The organism is Staphylococcus hsinchuensis (assembly GCF_038789205.1).
Lineage (GTDB): Bacteria > Bacillota > Bacilli > Staphylococcales > Staphylococcaceae > Staphylococcus > Staphylococcus hsinchuensis.
Genome location: NZ_CP128355.1, coordinates 1,254,760 through 1,274,190, shown reverse-complemented (window position 1 = coordinate 1,274,190; position 19,431 = coordinate 1,254,760). Strand labels below are relative to the sequence as shown.

The following is a 19,431-nucleotide window of genomic DNA, read 5'->3' as shown; positions in this document are numbered from 1 at the left end:
ATTCCCACCTCCATGAATGGTTAAATTATATCATATTAAATATTGATTCTATCGCTTTATAACGATCAACCACTACAATATTTTCATGTGTAATTGGATGTTCAAACTCAACTTGAACACAACGTAACAATTGATGTTTATACTGACTATGTAAACCATTATATAACGAATCGCCTACAAGTGAATGCCCAATATGTTTAAAATGTACACGAATTTGATGTGTCCGACCTGTTAATAAACGGACCTCACATAAACTATATTGGTCTGTGCGATCTAAACATCGAAACATTGTTTTAGCTTGTTTGCCATTTTTGTCTACTCGTCGTTCTATAATACTTGAAAGGGCTCTAGCAATTGGAGCATTGATGATACCTTCTTGTTCAATTTGACCATAACAAATACAATAATAGCGTTTATCTATATTTACTTTTGACATTAAATAGTGTATGAAACCATGTTTTGCGAAGATGACGATACCTGCCGTATTTCTATCAAGCCGTGTAACAATATGAGGGTTGTACACTTGTTCAGTTTGGTTAAAGTATCCGAGTACTTGTTCTACTAAACTATGATGCTTATGTTCACGTGAAGGTGCACAGTTTTGGTTAGGTGGTTTAGATACAATTAATAAATATTGATCTTCATATAATATTTTTAACGAATCCGTATAAGGAATCAGATTTTGACTCGGTACTTCTTTATTAAGATGAATATCTAATTGATCATCTATTTCTAACTGTTTTCGCACTGTTACTGGCTCATTATTTACAAATATAGCGCCATTATTTTTAATGGCGCTTATAGTCTTCTTTGAATAATCATTATTTTGTAAAAATGTTCTTAACAGTATTGGAGATTTAATTTGATATGAAAACTTCATTACTCTCCATCACCACTTGAAATAAATGAATCATGCACCCTTTTCCAAAATGGAAATGGTCTAAATCGAGCAAATCTAATTTTCTCATTAGCAACACGGAATTGAATGGCATTAACATTTTTATGCTTGACACTGACATGATCAATCGTCGTTAAAATAGAATCGTGGTTCACTGGTGTGATTAAACAAGTATGATGTTTTGGTAGCACGAGTGGTGCCCCTACTGTTCTAAATACGCGATTATTAATCGATGCAATTTCTGCCATCTGAATTGCTTCTAATGAAGGATGTATTAAAGCGCCACCTAAAGCTTTGTTATATGCTGTTGAGCCTGAAGGTGTGGATATACACAAACCATCTCCTCTGAAGCGTTCAAATTGGTTGCCACGTATATTGACGTCAACAACTAATGTCGTACCATTTTCAGTTTTCATTGTCGCTTCATTTAAAGCTAAATATCTCGTCTCATAACCATTATTATTATATCTCACAATAATTTCCAACAATGGGTATTCTATCACTTGGAATTCAGAGTTGTTAATTTCTATAATCAATTTTTCAACTTCATGTGGTAACCAATCCGCATAAAATCCTAAATGTCCAGTATGTACCCCGACAAAGGCACATCGTGAAAGCATGTGACTATAGTGATGAAACGCTTGGAGCAACGTGCCATCTCCGCCTACCGATATGACTATTTCAGGATTCTCAGTATCTTCCACCATTTGAAAATCTTTCATGTAACTTATCATCTTATGCTTAAGTGCATTGGATTTTGAATCGCCTTTAGATAAAATCGTATATCGCAAGATGCCACCCCTAGTCATTATTATGCTTCTTAGCACGTTTTTTAGAATAATACTTTTGCGCTTCTTGAATTTCTTCTTTAATTTCTGACATTTCTTCATCAAGTAAGTAAGCCGCTTCAGCAGCACGCTCTAAACGATGTTGTATTTCTGGAGGATAATCTCCATCATATTTATATCGCAATGTGTGTTCGATGGTTGCCCAAAAATTCATCGCTAACGTTCTAATTTGAATTTCAGCTAATATCTTCTTCTCGCCATCTAAAGTTTCAATTGGATACTCGATAATGACATGAAATGAACGATAACCGCTTTGTTTTGTATTACTAATATAATCTCGCTCTTCAATCACTTTAAAATCTTGGCGTTGTCTCAATAAATTAACTACGTTATCAATATCATCAACAAATTGACACATTAAACGTAGACCGGCAATATCATACATTTCTTCATGCAAACGATCAAACGGAATACCACGTTTGTTCGCTTTATCGATAATACTTGTCATTGGTTTCACTCGACCAGTAACAAATTCAATTGGCGATGCATGATCAACAACATCATATTGCTTCCTGAGACCCTTTAATTTAACTTTTAACTCGTCAACTGCCTGTTTATAAGGCGATAAAAATTGATCCCATTGATTCATTGTGCCTCAACTCCACTTCACTCTAGTTCGAATGTCTTTTCAACTGCTGACACAAACTCCTTACCATAATTTGGATTTTCTTCTATACTATCCAATATGTAATTAAATTCTGTATCGAATTGTTTTAATTCTAAATTATCATTTACGATAATCTTTTTACCTTTATTTTCATGAAGCATAGACCACGTTTCTTGCACAAAAATTAAATATGAATATGACTGACCATCATCTAATATATATGCAAAGCTATAATTATCGCTGTCGGCAAGCATTTGACCTGCTTCTTCTAAACCTTCTGTTGATTCCTCTGTATAACATAAAATACTGTCATCAGTAATTTTCATTTCGTTCACATAAATTCGCACGGTTATACCTCCTTATTCCTCATTATTTTAACATAATTTAATTATACATAACACGTGTCAAGGACATATTAAAACCGTTCCACTTTGTATAACAACTATATAATAACCGAACCACATCAATTTAAAATATGTGGTATGTGTTTTAAAATATTATTAAGACTGATATAGAGGAGTGGTACGAAGTGAGTACAAACAATGAAATTGAATTTAAACAATTACTAACTAATAAGGAATATGAAAGTTTCTACAATACATATTTTCAAGGTGAACAACCATTCAAACAAACTAACTTTTACATCGATACACCAGATTTCCAACTCATGTCTAAACTTTGTGCATTACGTATTAGAGTTAAAGATAGTCAATATGAAATGACTTTAAAAACACCTTCAGAAGTCGGACTAATGGAATACAACGAACCAACAGACATTAAACCACAAATAGATGATCAAGTCTCAGCTACTCAACTACCACATTCAATTCGTGAGCAGCTCGACCAATTGCAAATTAACCAAGATAACCTTGTCATCTTGGGCTCATTAACTACCGAACGATTAGAACGTCCTCTTGAAGAAAACTTAATCGTATTAGATAAAAGTACATACTTAGGTTATGAAGACTATGAATTGGAATTCGAAGTAACGGATTACGATAAAGGACTTGAACAATTTAAATCTATTCTTGATCAATTTGATATTGAACACGTTGATCCAGACAATAAAGTAAAAAGATTTTTCGATAGAAAGCAAAAATTAAACAAGAAACCTAACGATAACGGGTAAAGAGTCGAATTACTTCCATATGCTATGATTCGTGTTATATTAGTAATATATTAAATGATACGGTGATAATATGACACAAACACCTTTCGAAATAATCGGACGTGATGCGCTCTATCAAATGATAGATCATTTTTACTATCTCGTAGAAAGAGATGACAGAATCAATCATCTTTTTCCTGGGAATTTTGAAGAAACGAGTAGAAAGCAAAAGCAATTTTTAACACAATTTTTAGGTGGGCCCAACTTATATACAGAAGAACATGGACACTCTATGCTTAAAAGAAGGCACTTAAACTTTACTATTACTAATTATGAACGTGATGCATGGTTAGAAAATATGTATATTGCTATACAACACGCAAATTTCCCTTACGGTGTCGGTGATTATTTATACGAACGATTGCGCATAACAGCAAATCATATGGTGAACTCTGAAATATAATTGTAGGTGAAATAACATGGCTGAAGAATTAAAGTTAATACATGCACAAAGTCGTGAAGATTCAAATCTTTCACCTGTAAGTAAGATAGAAATTTATTCTTTTTTCGACCCATTTAGTAAAGAATGCTTTAAACTATCAGCAATACTTTCTAAATTAAGAATTGAATATAAACAATATGTCAGTATTAGACATATTTTGAACCCTTCGTTACGCGTATTGACGAAATGCCAAGCGCAAAGCACCTCAGACCTCGACAACATTGCCCTATCTTATAAGGCAGCAGAACTACAAGGTCGTTTACGTGCTGAACGATTTATCCATCTCGTACAAAATGAAATTATTCCAAAAAGGGATATTATTACAGAAGCGATGGTCAATAATTGTATCAAAAATGCAGGACTTGATTATGAAGTCTTTAAAGAAGACTTGCATAACAGTAAACTACGCGATAGTTTACAAGTTGACTTGCATATTGCACGCGAAATGGATATTGAAGAAGCACCTACACTTGTATTCTTTAACGAAGATGTGCATGAAGAAGGCTTGAAAGTTGAAGGTTTATATCCGTATCATATTTATACGTATATCATTAATGAATTAATTGGTACTTCTATAGAAAAAGAACTTCCACCCACTTTAGAGCAATATATTCAACAACAACAATTAGTGACAATGGAAGAACTACTAACGATTTATGAATGGCCTGAAAAGTTAATGAATAAGGAATTGAAAAAACTCGCCCTACAACAAAAGGTTGAAAAACTTAAGACACCAGATGGGAAGTTTTGGAAATCTAAAATGAAATAAATTAAAGAAAAAACTGGGAAATAATTGCCAGTAAAAGCCCATCAAAGATTGAAGGATCTTTGATGGGCTTATCTTATATATCAATATTATTTATAAAATTCCTCAAATGCTATATCTAAATTCTGAGAAGCTTTTTGCATTACTTCTTCTTCCGGTAGGATTGCAGTCCCTTCTGCGCGTACTACATAGAATTTATCAAACCCCATTATATTTTCGAACATTTCCTTTAAGTAACGGTATGAAAAATCAAGCGGTGTATAGCGATCATCATTAGTATATATAGATCCACTCGCTTGGAGTAACAGCGCTTTATAATTATCCGTCATTAAACCGACTGATCCCTCTTTCGTATATTTAAATGTTTCTCGAGCAAGCATAATATTATCCATATAGTCTTTCATTTTAGAAGTAATATTAAAGTTATGAAGTGGCGTAACAATTACAATTCGCTGTGCCCCTTTAAACTGTTCCAATAATTTTTTAGATAGTTGTGCTAAATGTTGTTCCTCTGGAGTTAAACTTTGTTTATGACGTTGTTTATCCCAAGTGTTGAGTAATTGTTGTTGTGTTACTTGAGGAATCTCTATATCATATAAGTTTATTATTTCTAATTTATTGTTTGTAAAAACTTTTTGATACTTTTCTATAAACATATTTTCTAACTTAAGTGAGAAAGATTGTTCATTATTAAAATCAGGGTGCGCATTAATAATTAATGTCTTCATCAAATCGACTCCTTTTTTATGATACACTCATTATAAATCGTTAAGGTGTCAGAATAAGTCACCTTTAAAAGGAGAATTTGATGAAAAAATCAGAACGATTAAATCAAGAACTCATTTTTCTGAGTGGCAAAAGTAGTTTTCAGTTAAAAGATTTAATTGAAGAATTTAATATTTCAAAAAGAACCGCAATTAGAGATATTAAAGAACTTGAAAATATGGGGTTAACTATTTATGTCGATCAAGGTCGATATGGTGGATATAAAATTATTAATCAAAATTTATTAACGCCCATTCATTTTAATAACGATGAAATTTTAGCCATATTCTTCGCCTTAAAGTCTTTAAATTCCTTATCAAGTACGCCATTTAACAAAACATACAAACAAATCAGAGAGAAACTTTACGCCACATTACCAAAGTACGCACAAGACAATCTCACAAAAACCCTATCGTTCATCGAATACTATACACCTGATATTATGAATAACTTTAACTATCTATCGGACATTTTATATTCTATTATGTATGAACAGATGATTGAAATCTCATATTCTACTTCTAAATCTAGAAGCTTTCACTTTCAAGTATATGAATTATTTTACAGAAATGGCATTTGGTTTATAGAAGGTTTTGATCTTTCTAATGAAAAATGGGGTATTTTTCGTTGTGATTATATAGCTGCATTAGTGATTAAAGACACTCAGAAAAACTTATTATCGAGAACACAATTAGAAAATTATAAAAAGCAATACGATGAAAGTTATCGAAATATACCGTTTAAATGTCAATTAAATGAGGATGGTGTTGAATCATTCAAGAAAAATCATTACCCAAGCATGCATTTAGAATACATTGATCATATCCCTTTTATCATTGGTTTTTATAATGAGGATGAACTTGAATATATGATTCGATATTTAATTTCGTTAGGACAAAATGTAAAAATCATTTATCCCGCACAACTCAAAACGAACTATTTGAATGCATTAAAAAGCATAATTAGCTCATATGAATAATGAATATGCTTTTATGAAATTTTCAATCAAATATTTCCATTAAATTTAAGTTTCTTGAAGATACTAAAAAATGGCATAAAAAAACGCCGTGTCTGATTACACGGCGCTAAACAAAGGGGATGGGAGAAATTTTTTCACTTCAAACAAAGAGGTATGTTTGTTATGTGATTAATTTCATGTTTACAATATAACACGCTCTTTACACCCTATCAAGCTTTTAAACATAATAAATGCACTTTGTCACAAACTTGTCAAATTGAAAGCGAATTCACTACTGTTAAGCTTTCATAAGTTTTTCAAAAGCATCTAATTTCTCTTCAAATACTTTACAAGCTTGTTCAATTGGTTCTGGTGTTGTCATATCGACACCTGCATTTTTTAAGATTTCAATTGGATAATCTGAACTACCCTTTTTCAAGAATTCATTAATATAGCGTTCTACAGCCGGTTTACCTTCTGTTAAGATCTGTTGACTTAAGCTTTGGGCTGCACTATATCCTGTTGCATATTGGTATACGTAGTAATTCATATAGAAATGAGGAATGCGTGACCATTCTTTGCTGATATTCTCATCAGTTTCAACAGCATCTCCGAAATATTGTTTATTTAATTTAGCATATTCATCATTCATACGTTGTGCAGTAAGTGGTTCTCCCGCTTCTTCAATTTGGTGAATTTTATGTTCAAATTCTGCAAACATTGTCTGTCTAAATAATGTTGCTCTAAAGCGTTCTAATTCTTGATTTAATAATAATAAACGACGGTCATCATCTAAATGTTTGTCCATATAATCACTTAATAATGCTTCATTACAAGTAGATGCAACTTCAGCAACAAAAATTGTATAATCACTTGAATTTGATGGTTGATGCTTTCTACTGAAATAACTATGTGTAGAATGACCAAACTCATGCACTAATGTATAAAGATCGGATACTGTGTTTGACCAGTTAAGTAAGATAAATGGATTTGTTAAGTGCGCACCTGATGAATAACCTCCTGAGCGTTTACCTTTATTTTCATAAACATCGACCCAACGGTTATTAAGCCCTTCTTCAATCACATTCATATATTCTTCGCCCATTGGTTGTAGTGCATTTACCATCCACTCTTTTGCTTCTTCATACGGCATTTCGAAATTAATATCTTTAACCAATGGTGTATATAAGTCATACATTTTCAAATCATCAATACCGAGTAATTCTTTACGTAATTTCGTATATCTATGGAGTAATGGTAAATAATCGTGAACTGTTTTCACAAGATTATCATACACTGTTTCAGGTATATCATTACTATTTAATGCAGCTGCTCTAGCAGTTTCATAGTTGTGCGCTTTTGCACTGAATACATTCTTCTTAACTTCACCTGCTAACGTCGCACTTAAAGTATTATTATAAGTACCATAAGCATTATACAAATTATCGTATGCAGATTTTCTTAATTGGCGATCATCAGACTCTAAACATTTAATAAATGTACCTTGGGTTAATGTGTGCGGGTTCCCCTCACTATCGATGGCATCTTCAAATTCTAAATCTGCATTACTAAACATACCATAAACATTTTCAGGAGTTGATAATGCACCTTGTGCTTCAGTTAATAGTTTCTCTTTGTCTGAACTTAGCACATGTGGGCGTTTTTCATTAATTTGTTTCAAATCAAATGCATAACGTTTCAAATCATCATTAGATTCAATAAATGATTGAATTGTAGATTCATCTATTTGTAAAATTTCTGGTACTAAGAAACTCCAATTTGCACTAAATTTAATGATTAATTGATGTGCACGTGCTTCAAAACCAGTATATTTATCATTTGTTGCATCTTGGTCTTGCTTTAAATGTGCATAAACATAAACCTTTTCGAGTTTAGAACCTAATTCATCTTCTAAAGCGAGTGCTTGATATAATGTTTCTGCGTCATCTCCAAGATGTCCTTGGAATTTTTGTTCTTCACCTAAATGACTTTCTATTTCTTTAAATGCATCTTCGAACGCATCATCATTTTCAAATATAGTAGATAAATCCCATGTATATTGTGGATATTTACGTTCTTGTTCTTCTCTTGTTAATTGTTGACTCATAATCTTTGTAAACCTCCTATTAAACATCATTGATATAATTTTCTCATTTCAACAGTTATTTTGCACGTCATTATGTTTGAATGTGCGATATATTTGAACAAATCGATCCACAATTTTTTGGATAATAATCTCTTTATCGTATGTATTTATGTAATAGCGATTGAAGTTGATTAAACCTTCAAAGACATGTACATCATATTCACGATTGATCAATAAGTTGAGTAATTGTAACTGCCAAAATACTGGATGAGACTTTATAAATATTTGCTCAGGAAAAATATAGCCTACATGTCGGTAAACCCAACGATCTGATAGTTGTAACTGATACATCACACTAAGCGTAGGTTCTAAAACAGAAAATTGTTTTCTACAATTTAAAAGATAACGTTTTATTTCAATTTCGCTTAATTTAAATGTAATCATCGTTTCATAGGAATTTCTTTTTATAGGATCAAACAGTTGTATGAGTTGCGATAAAGGTATGTATTTTCTAAGTGCTAAAAACCGTTTTCCTGATACATACTGTATGTCAGAATAAAGATAAAACCGCTCTCGTATAGTGTCCCATGCAACCAACTCACGTCGAGTTACATCAATAAAGGTCCTTTCAAAATCCGACAACGTTAACGTATGCGTGTGTCCATTATAATGAGGATTTTTAATTATCCAAATGATGTGATAACCCGATTTGAGTAATCCATTCGATCTTTTTACAACATCTTTTATGTTTATTCGAGAAAATTGTATTTCTATCGCAATTGTTCCATTAACAATTAAATCAGGATATTGAAAACACGACGCAACGTAAGGCTCAATATTGACATGATGACCTTGAAGTCTTAACCACTGTGCTAACTGGTACTTTAATTGAAAGTGTTCAACTGTTTCTTGTTTTTGGCAATAAGTAGTGCTACTCACTTTATGTGAAAAATGCGCAACTTTAATAACCCCTCGCTTTAATATCACTTCATTCTGACAATGGGGACAAAAATAACGACTTCGTTCCTTCGCTTGTTGCGCAAAGACAATCTCTCCTGACTGGTTTTTAGCACATAGCATAATCAATCACCTCACTTATATACACGTGAGTACGGTGATGATTACTTTAAATTATCAATACAAATGCGTTCAAACTAAAAAAGAAGGAGTAGGACAGAAATCGAATTTCTAATAAAGATTTCGTAGTCCCACCCCCGCAAGGATGACTAGGATAGAAAAAAGCTTGTTCTAAGTGCATATTCAATTCAGACATCTACTGCCAAATTAATAAAGAGTCTGAGACACCTAATAGTGTCTCAGACTCACGATGAATTCATTATATTAAAAGTAACGACGTACTTGTGCAGCTACATTGTGACTCATAATAATCTTCGCATAATCATTTAGATAAACTTCTGATTTATCACTTGGATGTGCGAATTCTAATAATTGACTGTAATTATCATCAATAACTTCTTGATTTACTGAAGCATCAAAATAAACCGCATAATAGTAAGTGTTATCTAAGCTATATAGTAAATCTTCGTATTCGTCTGTATTTAAATTATTATGATATGCATATTCAATGACTTCTTCTAAATCATTAAATCTCACAATAACAGTATGAGCGTTTGGTTGATTGTGTGTCTCTTGTTCTTCACTTTGGCTGTGGGCTTTCTTTTGTCGTTGACGTTGTTCAAATAGATCTTCTAAGCTATCCTCTTGATTCATTGATTGTGATAATAAATCATTAACTTGATAATCTAATTGGTCATTATCTTCATCAGCCATATTAATTAAATCTTCATTTTTAGATTTAGATATCGTTACTTCTACGCCCTTTTCAAAAGCATGCACTTGTATCCATAATGGACCTTCTACGACGAAATCTTCTTCTTCGTTAATTTCTTCCATCATATTCCAGAAAAATTCTTCGCCACGTTTACGATTAGTCCATAAATCTTCACGTTTAAATCCTCTAACTTCAATGTCACTATATGTTATAAATAATTTAACCGTTGTATCGTCAACACGCTCTATTCTCAAATCATCTCACTCCTTACAGTCGATGAATAGTAATCACTATTTTATTAGACTCTGACTGAAATTACAATTAATTTGTTTGATTAAATTTTACCATTATCTATTTAGTGTTATATGATAACATATTCTATTTTATAAACCAAAGATGTGCGTATGAATTTTATTTTCAAACTATATCATAGAACGTGTTTGTCCGTAAAGCAAATAATCAATATACAAAGACATAAAAAAGCCATAAAGTGACAGGTATGTATCCCTTTATGGCAATCTTGATTATTCAAATTTAGTCAACCATACGTTGCGCTTCTTGCAATTGGAACGTACGAACTTTTCTTGGTAAGAAACGTCTAATTTCGTCTTCGTTATATCCAACTTGTAAACGTTTATTGTCTAAAATAATTGGACGACGTAATAAACCTGGATTATCTTGAATAATTGAATATAAATCTTGAAGAGGTAATGAATCGATATCTACGTTTAGTTTTTGATATGTCTTAGAACGTGTTGAAATGATTTCATCAGTTCCGTCTTCAGTCATTTTTAAAATTTGTTTGATTTCGTCAATTGTTAAGTGTTCAGAAAAAATGTTACGCTCCGTATACGGAATGTCATGTTCTTGTAACCATGCTTTCGCTTTACGGCAAGATGTGCAACTTGGTGAAGTAAATAATGTTACCATACATCTCACTCTCCTATTTTTATGAATTGAATTCATTTGATTTCTAAATTTATGATTAAAAATTTTCAATTGCATTTCCAATTTCTAACCTTACAATCTAAGTATACCCATCCAACATTAAAATTAAATGAGAATCTCTCATATTTTTCCAAAAATCTAAAAATAATTTATTACTCATCCAATCAAGTCAGAATGGCTTTATATACATACTTATAGTCTATCACAACTTACAAATGTTTGAAATACTGTTATAATAAACCCGATGAGAATTGACTAATTAAATATTAAGAAAGTAGGTATTATTCAATGGAAACATTATTTTCAGGAATCCAACCAAGTGGTATTCCGACACTCGGTAATTATGTAGGTGCTTTGAAACAATTTAATGAAATACAAGACGATTATGATTGTTTCTTTTGCATTGTAGACCAACATGCTATTACAGTACCACAAGATCGATTAAAGTTACGTAAACAAATTCGTCAACTTGCCGCTATTTATTTAGCTGCAGGTATAGACCCAGAAAAATCTACTTTATTTATACAATCTGAAGTGCCAGCCCACGCTCAAGCTGGTTGGATGTTAACAACGATTGCATCTATAGGTGAATTAGAACGCATGACACAGTTCAAAGACAAATCGTTAAAGCAAACAGACGGAGTGCCTGCCGGACTACTTACATATCCACCATTAATGGCTGCTGATATCGTTATTTATAATACGAATATTGTCCCTGTTGGTGATGACCAAAAACAACATATGGAATTAACTCGAAATTTAGTTGATCGTTTCAACTCTCGATATAACGATGTATTAGTTAAACCAGAAATACGCGTGCCTAAAGTTGGCGGCCGTGTGATGAGTTTACAAGACCCAACTAAAAAGATGAGTAAGAGTGACGATAACCAGAAAAACTTTATTTCATTATTAGATGAACCAAACAGAGCTGCTAAAAAGATTAAAAGTGCTGTGACCGATTCTGATGGTATTATTAAATTTGATAGAGAAAACAAACCAGGTATTTCTAACTTGTTATCTATTTATGCAAACCTAACTGAGGAAACGACAGATACATTAGAAGAAAAATATAAAGATTCAAACTACGGTGAATTCAAAACAGACTTAGCAGAAATTGTAAAAGAATTCCTTACTGATTTCCAAGAGAAGTATAATAACTTCTACAATTCAGATGAGTTAGACGAAATTTTAGATAACGGAAGAGATAAAGCACAGAAAGCTTCATTTAAAACATTGAAAAAAATGGAAAAAGCGATGGGCTTAGGTCGTAAGAGATAAAATAAAAGGTCACCTCAATCTTTATTGAGGTGACCTTTTATTAATAATTTTACTTTTAATAATATACATAAGATTTGCCTTCTCGCTTCAATTTCGTATTATAGAATATCGCATAAAAAAGTAGAGCAAAGCCAATAATGACTGTAACAACAATGTAAAGTGACATCATCCAAGGTGCAAATATCGTTCCTAATATGAGACTAAAACGGGCTAAAGCTTTAGAGCCATAAAATGAAACCATGCCTACCGTCGCATAAGTACTTCGTTGATCATTGGGTATCATTAAAAATCGCTGTGCATTTTGTATAGGAGAATAAATGAGCTCTCCAATTGTAGCAATTATAGTTACGAGACATAATAACCAAAAAGATGTCGCACTTGTTAATATGCCATATCCCACAGTATATAATACGCCACCAATTAAAAATGCGAGACGTTTTGAGTGATGTTGAATCAATTTGTTAATGGCAAAAGTCATTGTTACAACTACCAATGTGTTTATTATCATAATAATTGAAAACATCCGTACACCATCGATATGAATACCTAAAATATAAAAACTATCAAATTCTTCTTTCAATCGCACAACAACATAGGAATTTAAACTTAGTTCTGCCATAAGTATAAGCATATAACCTAAATTAAATAATAAATAATATTTATCTTTTAGCACTGTCAAATAATTATTGAGTATACGTTTCATTGGTGAACGTGACTCATGGTTTTCAGAGAAGACCTGTTCCACATCATAATATTTATCAAACAAATACCAACTGATGAGCATCGCTACTAAAAAAAGTAAAAAGAGTAAGTGCTTATGCCCTAGATAGAGTAACGCACCTAATAACATCCCAAGTGCTGTACTAATATTAAACATCCAATATTCGAGTTGATAAACATATTCTCTCACTTCCTCATATATCGCATCCATAGTGGCAGCTTCAAATATCGGATTACTCAATGCAAATAGCAATTCAAAAATAAATACGCTGCTACAAAATATAATTAAACCAATACCATTCATATTTACAGTTATCGATAATATGATAAGACATATGGCATATAATGCATGAACGATGTTTACAATTTTCTTTCTGTTGAAATGGTCTCCAATAAATCCTCCTAAAAAGGTAATACCGAAGGTCACAATTATATTCACTATTAAAAAAGTACCAGCAAATATTGCATTTATTTTACTTGTTAAATATAAAGCCATAAATGGGAGAATTGACTGACTTGCAATATTTAAAATAAACTCAGCGATGAGTCTACTTTTTAAGGTTGACGAAAGTGTATTAAACTTTTTCATTTTTGTCCCCCCATTTAAGCAAATATTGTAGTTAATGATGAATTTGAACTCTATTATAGCTTTTTTAAACAGATGACACACCCTATTTTTAAAATTTCCACTTAATAAAGTACATAATTATTTATAAAAATAAAAAACTAGGATACTCAAAAAGTATCCTAGTTAACGCATCTATTTATATATTTATTAATCTTCAAATTTCTTGAATACAAGTACAGCGTTGTGACCACCGAAGCCAAGACTATTACTCATAGCATGTGTGATTGCTACATCTTGGGCTTCGTTTGGAACGATATCAATATCCACCTCTGGGTCTGGTGAATTAGCATGAATCGTTGGAGCTACGCGTTGATCACGGATTGATAATGCTGAGAAGATGGCTTCTATTCCACCTGTAGCTCCGAGTAAGTGTCCAGTCATAGATTTTGTTGAACTTACTTTTAATGATTTTGATGCTTCACCAAATGTGTTTTTAATCGCTTGTACTTCAGTTAAATCTCCAACTGGCGTGCTCGTACCATGCGCATTGAGATATTGTACATCTTTCGCTTCGATACCAGCGTCTTCTAAAGCTGCTTGCATTGCACGTGAGCCACCTTCACCTTCAGGAGCAGGAGCTGTAATATGATAAGCGTCACCTGTTGAGCCATAACCGACAACTTCTGCATAAATTTCTGCGCCACGTTTTTGAGCTGATTCTAATGATTCAAGAACTACAACACCAGCGCCTTCACCCATAACAAAACCATCACGACCTTCTTGAAATGGACGGCAAGCCGTCTCTCTATCTTCATTTGTAGAAAGTGCTTTACTTGCAGTGAATCCTGCAATGGCCATATGTGTAATTGGCGCTTCAGCTCCACCTGTAACCATTGCATCTGCGTCTCCGCGTTGAATGATTTTGAAAGCTTCACCAATTGAGTTTGTACCTGTAGCACATGCTGTAACAGTGGCACCATTTGGTCCTTTAGCACCTAAATCAATAGAAACTTGACCTGTAGCCATATCGGCAATTAACATCGGAACGAAGAATGGGCTAACGCGTCTAGGACCTCTCTTTAATAGTTTATTATGAGCAGTTTCAAATGTTTCCATACCACCGATACCTGAGCCAATCCACACGCCAACATTATTCGCATTGTTGTCATCGATAGTCAATTTAGCGTCATTTACAGCTTCACGGGCAGCAATAACTGCATATTGTGTGAATCGATCCATACGACGTGCTTCTTTTTTATCAATATAATCCTCTACGTCGAAATCTTTCAATTCACCAGCTAATTTAACATTATAATCTGATGTATCGATACGTGTTAAAGTATCAATTCCATTGACACCTTTTAATGCATTATCCCATGAAGTTTTTGCATCATTACCAAGTGGGGATAATGCGCCAACACCTGTAATCACAACTCGTTGTTCTTTGCTCATATTTATACTCCTCCTATTTACCCCATTTTAATGTTACAGCGCCCCATGTGAGACCGCCACCGAAACCTACAAGTACTAAAACATCTTCATCTTTTATTTTACCATTTTCTAATTCCTGAGCGATACTTAAAGGAATTGAAGCTGCTGATGTATTACCGAATCTATCTACTGAAACACTCATTTTTTCTTTAGGAATGCCTAAGCGTTCTCTAGATGATTCCATGATTCGAATGTTTGCTTGGTGTGGAATAAACATATCCACATCTTCTGGTGTTAAGTTTGCTTTTTCTACTGCATTTGTAGATGCTTCACCCATAATTCTAACAGCAAATTTGAATACTTCTCTTCCATTCATAAATATTTTACCGTTATCTGGATTTAAGTATAAGTATTTTCCACCTGAACCATCTGAACCTAATTCATAACTTAGAATTCCTCGACCTTCTGATACTTGTCCAACAACGACTGCGCCTGCACCGTCTCCGAATAGAATTGCAGTCGAGCGATCAGTCATATCTGTAATTTTAGAGAGCTTATCAACTCCGACTACAAGTATATTTTGATAGTCTCCAGATTGGATAAATTGCTTCGCATTGATTAATGAATACATAAAGCCACTACAAGCAGCCAGTTGATCCATAGAGGCAACTTTACCTATACCTAAGCGTTCTTGTAACGAGTTCGCTACAGTTGGGAAAGGATGCTCCCCTGTTGAAGTAGCTACAAGTATCATATCAATCTCTGATGCTTCTATGCCTGCATCTTCAATTGCTCTAACACTTGCCTTATATGCTAAATCAGTTGTGTCTTCATCTTCATTCGCCCAACGACGTTCTTTAATACCAGTCATTTTAGAAATCCATTCATCTGAAGTTTCTAAAAATGATTCAAAATAGGCATTATCTACAATATTTTCAGGTGCATAAGCACCGAAACCTTTAATACCCACATTCATGGTTGTACACCTTCTTAAACTATATTTTTAATACCAGGTATTAATTTAACATAATTTTTCTTTCAATTACAAGAATGTCGATCCTTATGTAGTTGTCTCTTTATAAAAAGAATCTACAGTTACATAATGGCACATTTTTCTTCATCTTAATAGTGTGAAAATGAAATGTAGAATCATAGATAAATGATTGAACTACTTGATTGCTACTATACAAATAGTACTGAGTTATTTATAATGAAGTTATATAAAACTTATTGGAGGCATTACATAATGAGATACCTCGCAGTTCTATTTTGGTCTATTGTTTTAATACAAATGGTCAATTTCGTATTAAATAGTTTACAAGGTGGCGGGACTTTAAATCTAATTACACCACTCATTGTGGCAGTAATATTTACAATTTTTGTAATCTTATTTGATTTAGCCATTAAACCTACTACCAAACATCCAGATAAACAGCAATAGATTCAATATAAATAAAAAAACCATGGTACTTCATCAGTACCATGGTTTTTTGTTATGCATTTTAAGGTTGGTTAACTTCGAATGTTAATCCATCTTCAGATAATCCGACATTAACTGTTGTACCTTCGATTAAGTTTTCTCTAATCATCTTTCTAGCTAATGGAGTTTCTATTTGTCTTTGTACAAATCGTTTTAGTGGACGTGCACCGAATTGTGGTTCGTATGCTTCTTCACCTAACCATTTTTTAGCTTCGTCTGAAACGTTGATAGAGATACGTTGATCCATTAATCGAATATTTAATTCATTAATAATTTTATCGACGATGTGTGACATATCGTTTACAGTTAATGGTTTGAATAATACAATATCATCCATTCTGTTAATAATTTCTGGTTTGAAGTATTGATTTAGACTCGTCATTACAGATTTTTCAGTACTTTCAGTAATAACGCCTGCATCTTTAACATTTTCAAGCAAGATTTGTGAACCAATATTGCTTGTCATGATAATAATTGTGTTTTTGAAATCTACGACTCTACCTTTGGAATCTGTTAAACGACCTTCTTCAAGAATTTGAAGTAATACATTGAATACATCTGAATGTGCTTTCTCTATTTCATCTAATAAAATCACCGAATAAGGGTTACGACGCACAGCCTCTGTTAATTGACCGCCTTCATCATGACCTACATAGCCTGGAGGTGCCCCAATTAATCTAGACACAGAATGTTTCTCCATATATTCACTCATGTCGATACGAATCATATGTTTCTCTGAATCAAATAATGTTGAAGCTAGTGATTTTGCTAATTCTGTTTTACCTACACCAGTAGGACCTAAGAATAAGAAACTACCGATTGGTCTATTAGGATCTTTGATTCCGGCACGCGCTCTTACAACTGCATCCGATACTAAATCTACTGCTTTATCTTGTCCAATTACACGTTCGTGTAAGATATCAGATAGATTTAATAGTTTTTCTCTTTCAGTTTCGACTAATTTAGAAACTGGAATACCTGTCCATGAACTTACGATGTCACCAATCTCTTCATCAGTAACAATTTCTCTAATGATTCGATCTGTGTCTCCATTTTGTTCGTCTTGGAAAGTTGCTTCCATTTCACGTAATTCTTTTTCAATTTGTGGTATTTTTCCATGTTGTAGTTCTGCTGCTTTTTCTAAATTATAGTTCGTTTCAGCTTCTTCTAACGCTTTACGGCTTTCATCTAACTCTGTACGTTTTTCTTGAAGTTTAGAAATTTTACCTTTTTCTTCTTCAACACGTGATTGAATCGCATTTTGTTTTTCTTTTTCATTTGATAATTCTTCCTGTAATTCTTGTAGTCGTTGTTTACTTGCGTTATCTGATTCATTTTTTAATGCAGATTCTTCAATTTCAAGTTGCATTACACGACGATTGACTTGGTCTAACTCAGTTGGGTTAGAACCCATTTCTGTTCGTATTGTCGCACATGCTTGGTCAACAAGGTCGATAGCTTTATCTGGCAAGAATCGATCTGTGATATAGCGGTCAGATAATTCTGCTGCTGCAACTAACGCTCTGTCTTGAATACGTACCCCATGATAAACTTCGTAGCGTTCTTTCAAGCCACGTAATATTGAAATCGTATCTTCTACATCTGGCTCTGAAACGTTAACCTTTTGGAAACGACGTTCTAAGGCAGAATCTTTTTCAATATATTCACGGTATTCGTTTAATGTTGTTGCGCCGATACAATGTAATTCACCACGTGCAAGCATTGGTTTTAGCATGTTGCCAGCATCCATTGCACCTTCTGTTTTACCTGCACCTACGAGCATATGAATCTCATCAATGAATAGTAAGATTCTGCCTTCTGATTCTTTAACCTCTTTCAATACCGCTTTCAAACGCTCTTCAAATTCGCCACGATATTTTGCACCTGCAACAAGTGCACTTAAATCTAACTCAAATATTGTTTTATCAAGTAATGAATCAGGCACGTCTTTACGTACAATTCTTTGAGCAAGCCCTTCTACAATTGCAGTTTTACCTACACCAGGCTCACCGATAAGTACAGGGTTGTTTTTTGTTTTTCTACTTAATATACGAATCGCATTTCTGATTTCTTCATCACGACCAATAACGGGATCCATATTACCTTGACGAACTTCTTCTACAAGGTCACGTCCGTATTTTTCTAATGCTTCATAGTTTGCTTCTGGATTTTGTGAAGTCACGTGATTCCCTCCTCTTATTTTTTTAATAATTTCTTTAATTACTTCATCTTTATTATTTACGAATCTTTTAGTTGTGTCATCTTCTTCCATGGCAGCCAAAGTTAAATGTTCCATCGAAATAAATTCATCTTCATATGCTTTCATATTAGCTTCAGCTTTGTTAAGCAATTGGTTCGCTTTAGGACTAATATATTGGCCATACTGTACATTGTCACCTTGGACAGTTGGATAATTTTTCAATTTCTGATTATAAGCTTCTATCAATTGTTCTGTATCAATATTTGCTCTCTCAAATACACTTTTAAATAAACTTTCATCTTGTTGTAATGCCGCTTTTAAAATGGCTTCTATTTCTACATTTTGGTTTTGATTTTCTTGTGCAATTTCAACAGCTTGTTGTAAAGTGCCTTGCATTGCATAAGTCATTTGATTAATATCCAAATCATTCACCTCACTATGTGTGATAGATCAAAGATTTATTTTTGACTTTGACT

Annotated in this window: 19 protein-coding genes; 6 read left to right on the top strand and 13 right to left on the bottom strand. The window is 33.1% G+C overall.

Going from position 1 to position 19,431, the window contains the following annotated elements:
• Positions 1-25: 25 nt before the first annotated feature.
• From QQM35_RS06420 to QQM35_RS06405, 4 genes are read right to left on the bottom strand one after another with little or no spacing between them, the layout of a single operon-like run.
• Positions 26-880, bottom strand: coding sequence for an RluA family pseudouridine synthase (locus tag QQM35_RS06420; protein ID WP_251519422.1), 855 nt, complete (start codon positions 878-880; stop codon positions 26-28).
• On the bottom strand, positions 880-1,689 hold the full coding sequence (locus tag QQM35_RS06415; RefSeq protein WP_251519420.1) for an NAD kinase: 810 nt from the start codon (positions 1,687-1,689) through the stop codon (positions 880-882). The genes QQM35_RS06420 and QQM35_RS06415 overlap by 1 nt, the downstream gene beginning before the upstream one ends.
• Positions 1,690-1,699: 10 nt before the next feature.
• Complete coding sequence (locus QQM35_RS06410; protein WP_251519418.1) at positions 1,700-2,335, bottom strand: GTP pyrophosphokinase; 636 nt, start codon at positions 2,333-2,335, stop codon at positions 1,700-1,702.
• Positions 2,336-2,352: 17 nt separating this feature from the next.
• Positions 2,353-2,700 carry a hypothetical protein gene (locus tag QQM35_RS06405; RefSeq protein WP_251519416.1) on the bottom strand — a complete coding sequence of 116 codons (348 nt, stop codon included), beginning with the start codon at positions 2,698-2,700 and terminating at the stop codon, positions 2,353-2,355.
• Positions 2,701-2,882: 182 nt separating this feature from the next.
• On the opposite strand from QQM35_RS06405, the gene QQM35_RS06400 reads away from it, so the two are divergent.
• The 3 genes from QQM35_RS06400 to yjbH all read left to right on the top strand — a co-directional run bounded on the left by QQM35_RS06400 (position 2,883) and on the right by yjbH (position 4,732).
• The gene (locus QQM35_RS06400; RefSeq protein ID WP_251519414.1) at positions 2,883-3,482 is read left to right on the top strand and encodes a CYTH domain-containing protein; all 600 of its coding nucleotides are present in this window, start codon (positions 2,883-2,885) and stop codon (positions 3,480-3,482) included.
• Between the two features lie 70 nt (positions 3,483-3,552).
• Positions 3,553-3,924: a truncated hemoglobin YjbI gene (locus QQM35_RS06395; RefSeq protein ID WP_251519412.1), complete on the top strand. Its 372-nt coding sequence runs from the start codon at positions 3,553-3,555 to the stop codon at positions 3,922-3,924.
• Positions 3,925-3,940: 16 nt separating this feature from the next.
• Complete coding sequence (gene yjbH / locus QQM35_RS06390; protein ID WP_251519410.1) at positions 3,941-4,732, top strand: protease adaptor protein YjbH; 792 nt, start codon at positions 3,941-3,943, stop codon at positions 4,730-4,732.
• Positions 4,733-4,818: 86 nt separating this feature from the next.
• Here yjbH and QQM35_RS06385 read toward each other — a convergent pair whose 3' ends face one another.
• Positions 4,819-5,457, bottom strand: a complete 639-nt coding sequence (locus tag QQM35_RS06385; RefSeq protein ID WP_251519408.1) for an FMN-dependent NADH-azoreductase — start codon at positions 5,455-5,457, stop codon at positions 4,819-4,821.
• Between the two features lie 80 nt (positions 5,458-5,537).
• Between QQM35_RS06385 and QQM35_RS06380 the strand changes: the two genes are divergently transcribed.
• Positions 5,538-6,473 (top strand): helix-turn-helix transcriptional regulator, encoded by a 936-nt coding sequence (locus QQM35_RS06380; RefSeq protein ID WP_251519406.1) that lies wholly within the window; start codon positions 5,538-5,540, stop codon positions 6,471-6,473.
• Positions 6,474-6,750: 277 nt separating this feature from the next.
• Here QQM35_RS06380 and pepF read toward each other — a convergent pair whose 3' ends face one another.
• The 4 genes from pepF to spxA form a co-directional block, all read right to left on the bottom strand.
• Positions 6,751-8,559, bottom strand: a complete 1,809-nt coding sequence (gene pepF / locus QQM35_RS06375) for an oligoendopeptidase F (protein WP_251519404.1) — start codon at positions 8,557-8,559, stop codon at positions 6,751-6,753.
• Positions 8,560-8,607: 48 nt separating this feature from the next.
• Positions 8,608-9,618 (bottom strand): competence protein CoiA, encoded by a 1,011-nt coding sequence (locus tag QQM35_RS06370; protein ID WP_342610278.1) that lies wholly within the window; start codon positions 9,616-9,618, stop codon positions 8,608-8,610.
• 261 nt (positions 9,619-9,879) lie between these two features.
• Entirely contained in the window at positions 9,880-10,584 is a 705-nt protein-coding gene (mecA, locus tag QQM35_RS06365; protein ID WP_251519400.1) for an adaptor protein MecA, read from the bottom strand.
• 280 nt (positions 10,585-10,864) lie between these two features.
• Positions 10,865-11,260: a transcriptional regulator SpxA gene (gene spxA, locus QQM35_RS06360; protein WP_000258003.1), complete on the bottom strand. Its 396-nt coding sequence runs from the start codon at positions 11,258-11,260 to the stop codon at positions 10,865-10,867.
• 306 nt (positions 11,261-11,566) lie between these two features.
• On the opposite strand from spxA, the gene trpS reads away from it, so the two are divergent.
• Positions 11,567-12,556 (top strand): tryptophan--tRNA ligase, encoded by a 990-nt coding sequence (gene trpS / locus QQM35_RS06355; RefSeq protein WP_251519399.1) that lies wholly within the window; start codon positions 11,567-11,569, stop codon positions 12,554-12,556.
• A gap of 55 nt (positions 12,557-12,611) precedes the next feature.
• Here the strand turns inward: trpS and QQM35_RS06350 are convergent, their stop codons facing one another.
• From QQM35_RS06350 to QQM35_RS06340, 3 genes are all read right to left on the bottom strand, one after another.
• Entirely contained in the window at positions 12,612-13,865 is a 1,254-nt protein-coding gene (locus QQM35_RS06350; protein WP_251519398.1) for an MFS transporter, read from the bottom strand.
• 186 nt (positions 13,866-14,051) lie between these two features.
• The gene (gene fabF, locus QQM35_RS06345) at positions 14,052-15,296 is read right to left on the bottom strand and encodes a beta-ketoacyl-ACP synthase II (RefSeq protein ID WP_251519397.1); all 1,245 of its coding nucleotides are present in this window, start codon (positions 15,294-15,296) and stop codon (positions 14,052-14,054) included.
• Between the two features lie 13 nt (positions 15,297-15,309).
• Positions 15,310-16,251 carry a beta-ketoacyl-ACP synthase III gene (locus QQM35_RS06340; RefSeq protein WP_251519396.1) on the bottom strand — a complete coding sequence of 314 codons (942 nt, stop codon included), beginning with the start codon at positions 16,249-16,251 and terminating at the stop codon, positions 15,310-15,312.
• A gap of 270 nt (positions 16,252-16,521) precedes the next feature.
• On the opposite strand from QQM35_RS06340, the gene QQM35_RS06335 reads away from it, so the two are divergent.
• A complete protein-coding gene (locus QQM35_RS06335; RefSeq protein ID WP_251519395.1) occupies positions 16,522-16,716 on the top strand; it encodes a YjzD family protein in 195 nt (64 codons plus the stop codon).
• Between the two features lie 61 nt (positions 16,717-16,777).
• On the opposite strand, the gene clpB is transcribed toward QQM35_RS06335, so the two are convergent.
• The gene (gene clpB, locus QQM35_RS06330; RefSeq protein WP_251519394.1) at positions 16,778-19,378 is read right to left on the bottom strand and encodes an ATP-dependent chaperone ClpB; all 2,601 of its coding nucleotides are present in this window, start codon (positions 19,376-19,378) and stop codon (positions 16,778-16,780) included.
• Positions 19,379-19,431: the final 53 nt, after the last annotated feature.

Bases quoted from the DNA above. Each gene is read 5' to 3' on its own strand.
- QQM35_RS06420 (WP_251519422.1), bottom strand. From the start codon at position 880: ATGAAGTTTTCATATCAAATTAAATCTCCAATACTGTTAAGAACATTT.
- QQM35_RS06410 (WP_251519418.1), bottom strand. From the start codon at position 2,335: ATGAATCAATGGGATCAATTTTTATCGCCTTATAAACAGGCAGTTGAC.
- QQM35_RS06395 (WP_251519412.1), top strand. From the start codon at position 3,553: ATGACACAAACACCTTTCGAAATAATCGGACGTGATGCGCTCTATCAA.
- yjbH (WP_251519410.1), top strand. From the start codon at position 3,941: ATGGCTGAAGAATTAAAGTTAATACATGCACAAAGTCGTGAAGATTCA.
- QQM35_RS06385 (WP_251519408.1), bottom strand. From the start codon at position 5,457: ATGAAGACATTAATTATTAATGCGCACCCTGATTTTAATAATGAACAA.
- QQM35_RS06380 (WP_251519406.1), top strand. From the start codon at position 5,538: ATGAAAAAATCAGAACGATTAAATCAAGAACTCATTTTTCTGAGTGGC.
- pepF (WP_251519404.1), bottom strand. From the start codon at position 8,559: ATGAGTCAACAATTAACAAGAGAAGAACAAGAACGTAAATATCCACAA.
- QQM35_RS06370 (WP_342610278.1), bottom strand. From the start codon at position 9,618: ATGCTATGTGCTAAAAACCAGTCAGGAGAGATTGTCTTTGCGCAACAA.
- spxA (WP_000258003.1), bottom strand. From the start codon at position 11,260: ATGGTAACATTATTTACTTCACCAAGTTGCACATCTTGCCGTAAAGCG.
- trpS (WP_251519399.1), top strand. From the start codon at position 11,567: ATGGAAACATTATTTTCAGGAATCCAACCAAGTGGTATTCCGACACTC.
- QQM35_RS06350 (WP_251519398.1), bottom strand. From the start codon at position 13,865: ATGAAAAAGTTTAATACACTTTCGTCAACCTTAAAAAGTAGACTCATC.
- fabF (WP_251519397.1), bottom strand. From the start codon at position 15,296: ATGAGCAAAGAACAACGAGTTGTGATTACAGGTGTTGGCGCATTATCC.
- QQM35_RS06340 (WP_251519396.1), bottom strand. From the start codon at position 16,251: ATGAATGTGGGTATTAAAGGTTTCGGTGCTTATGCACCTGAAAATATT.
- QQM35_RS06335 (WP_251519395.1), top strand. From the start codon at position 16,522: ATGAGATACCTCGCAGTTCTATTTTGGTCTATTGTTTTAATACAAATG.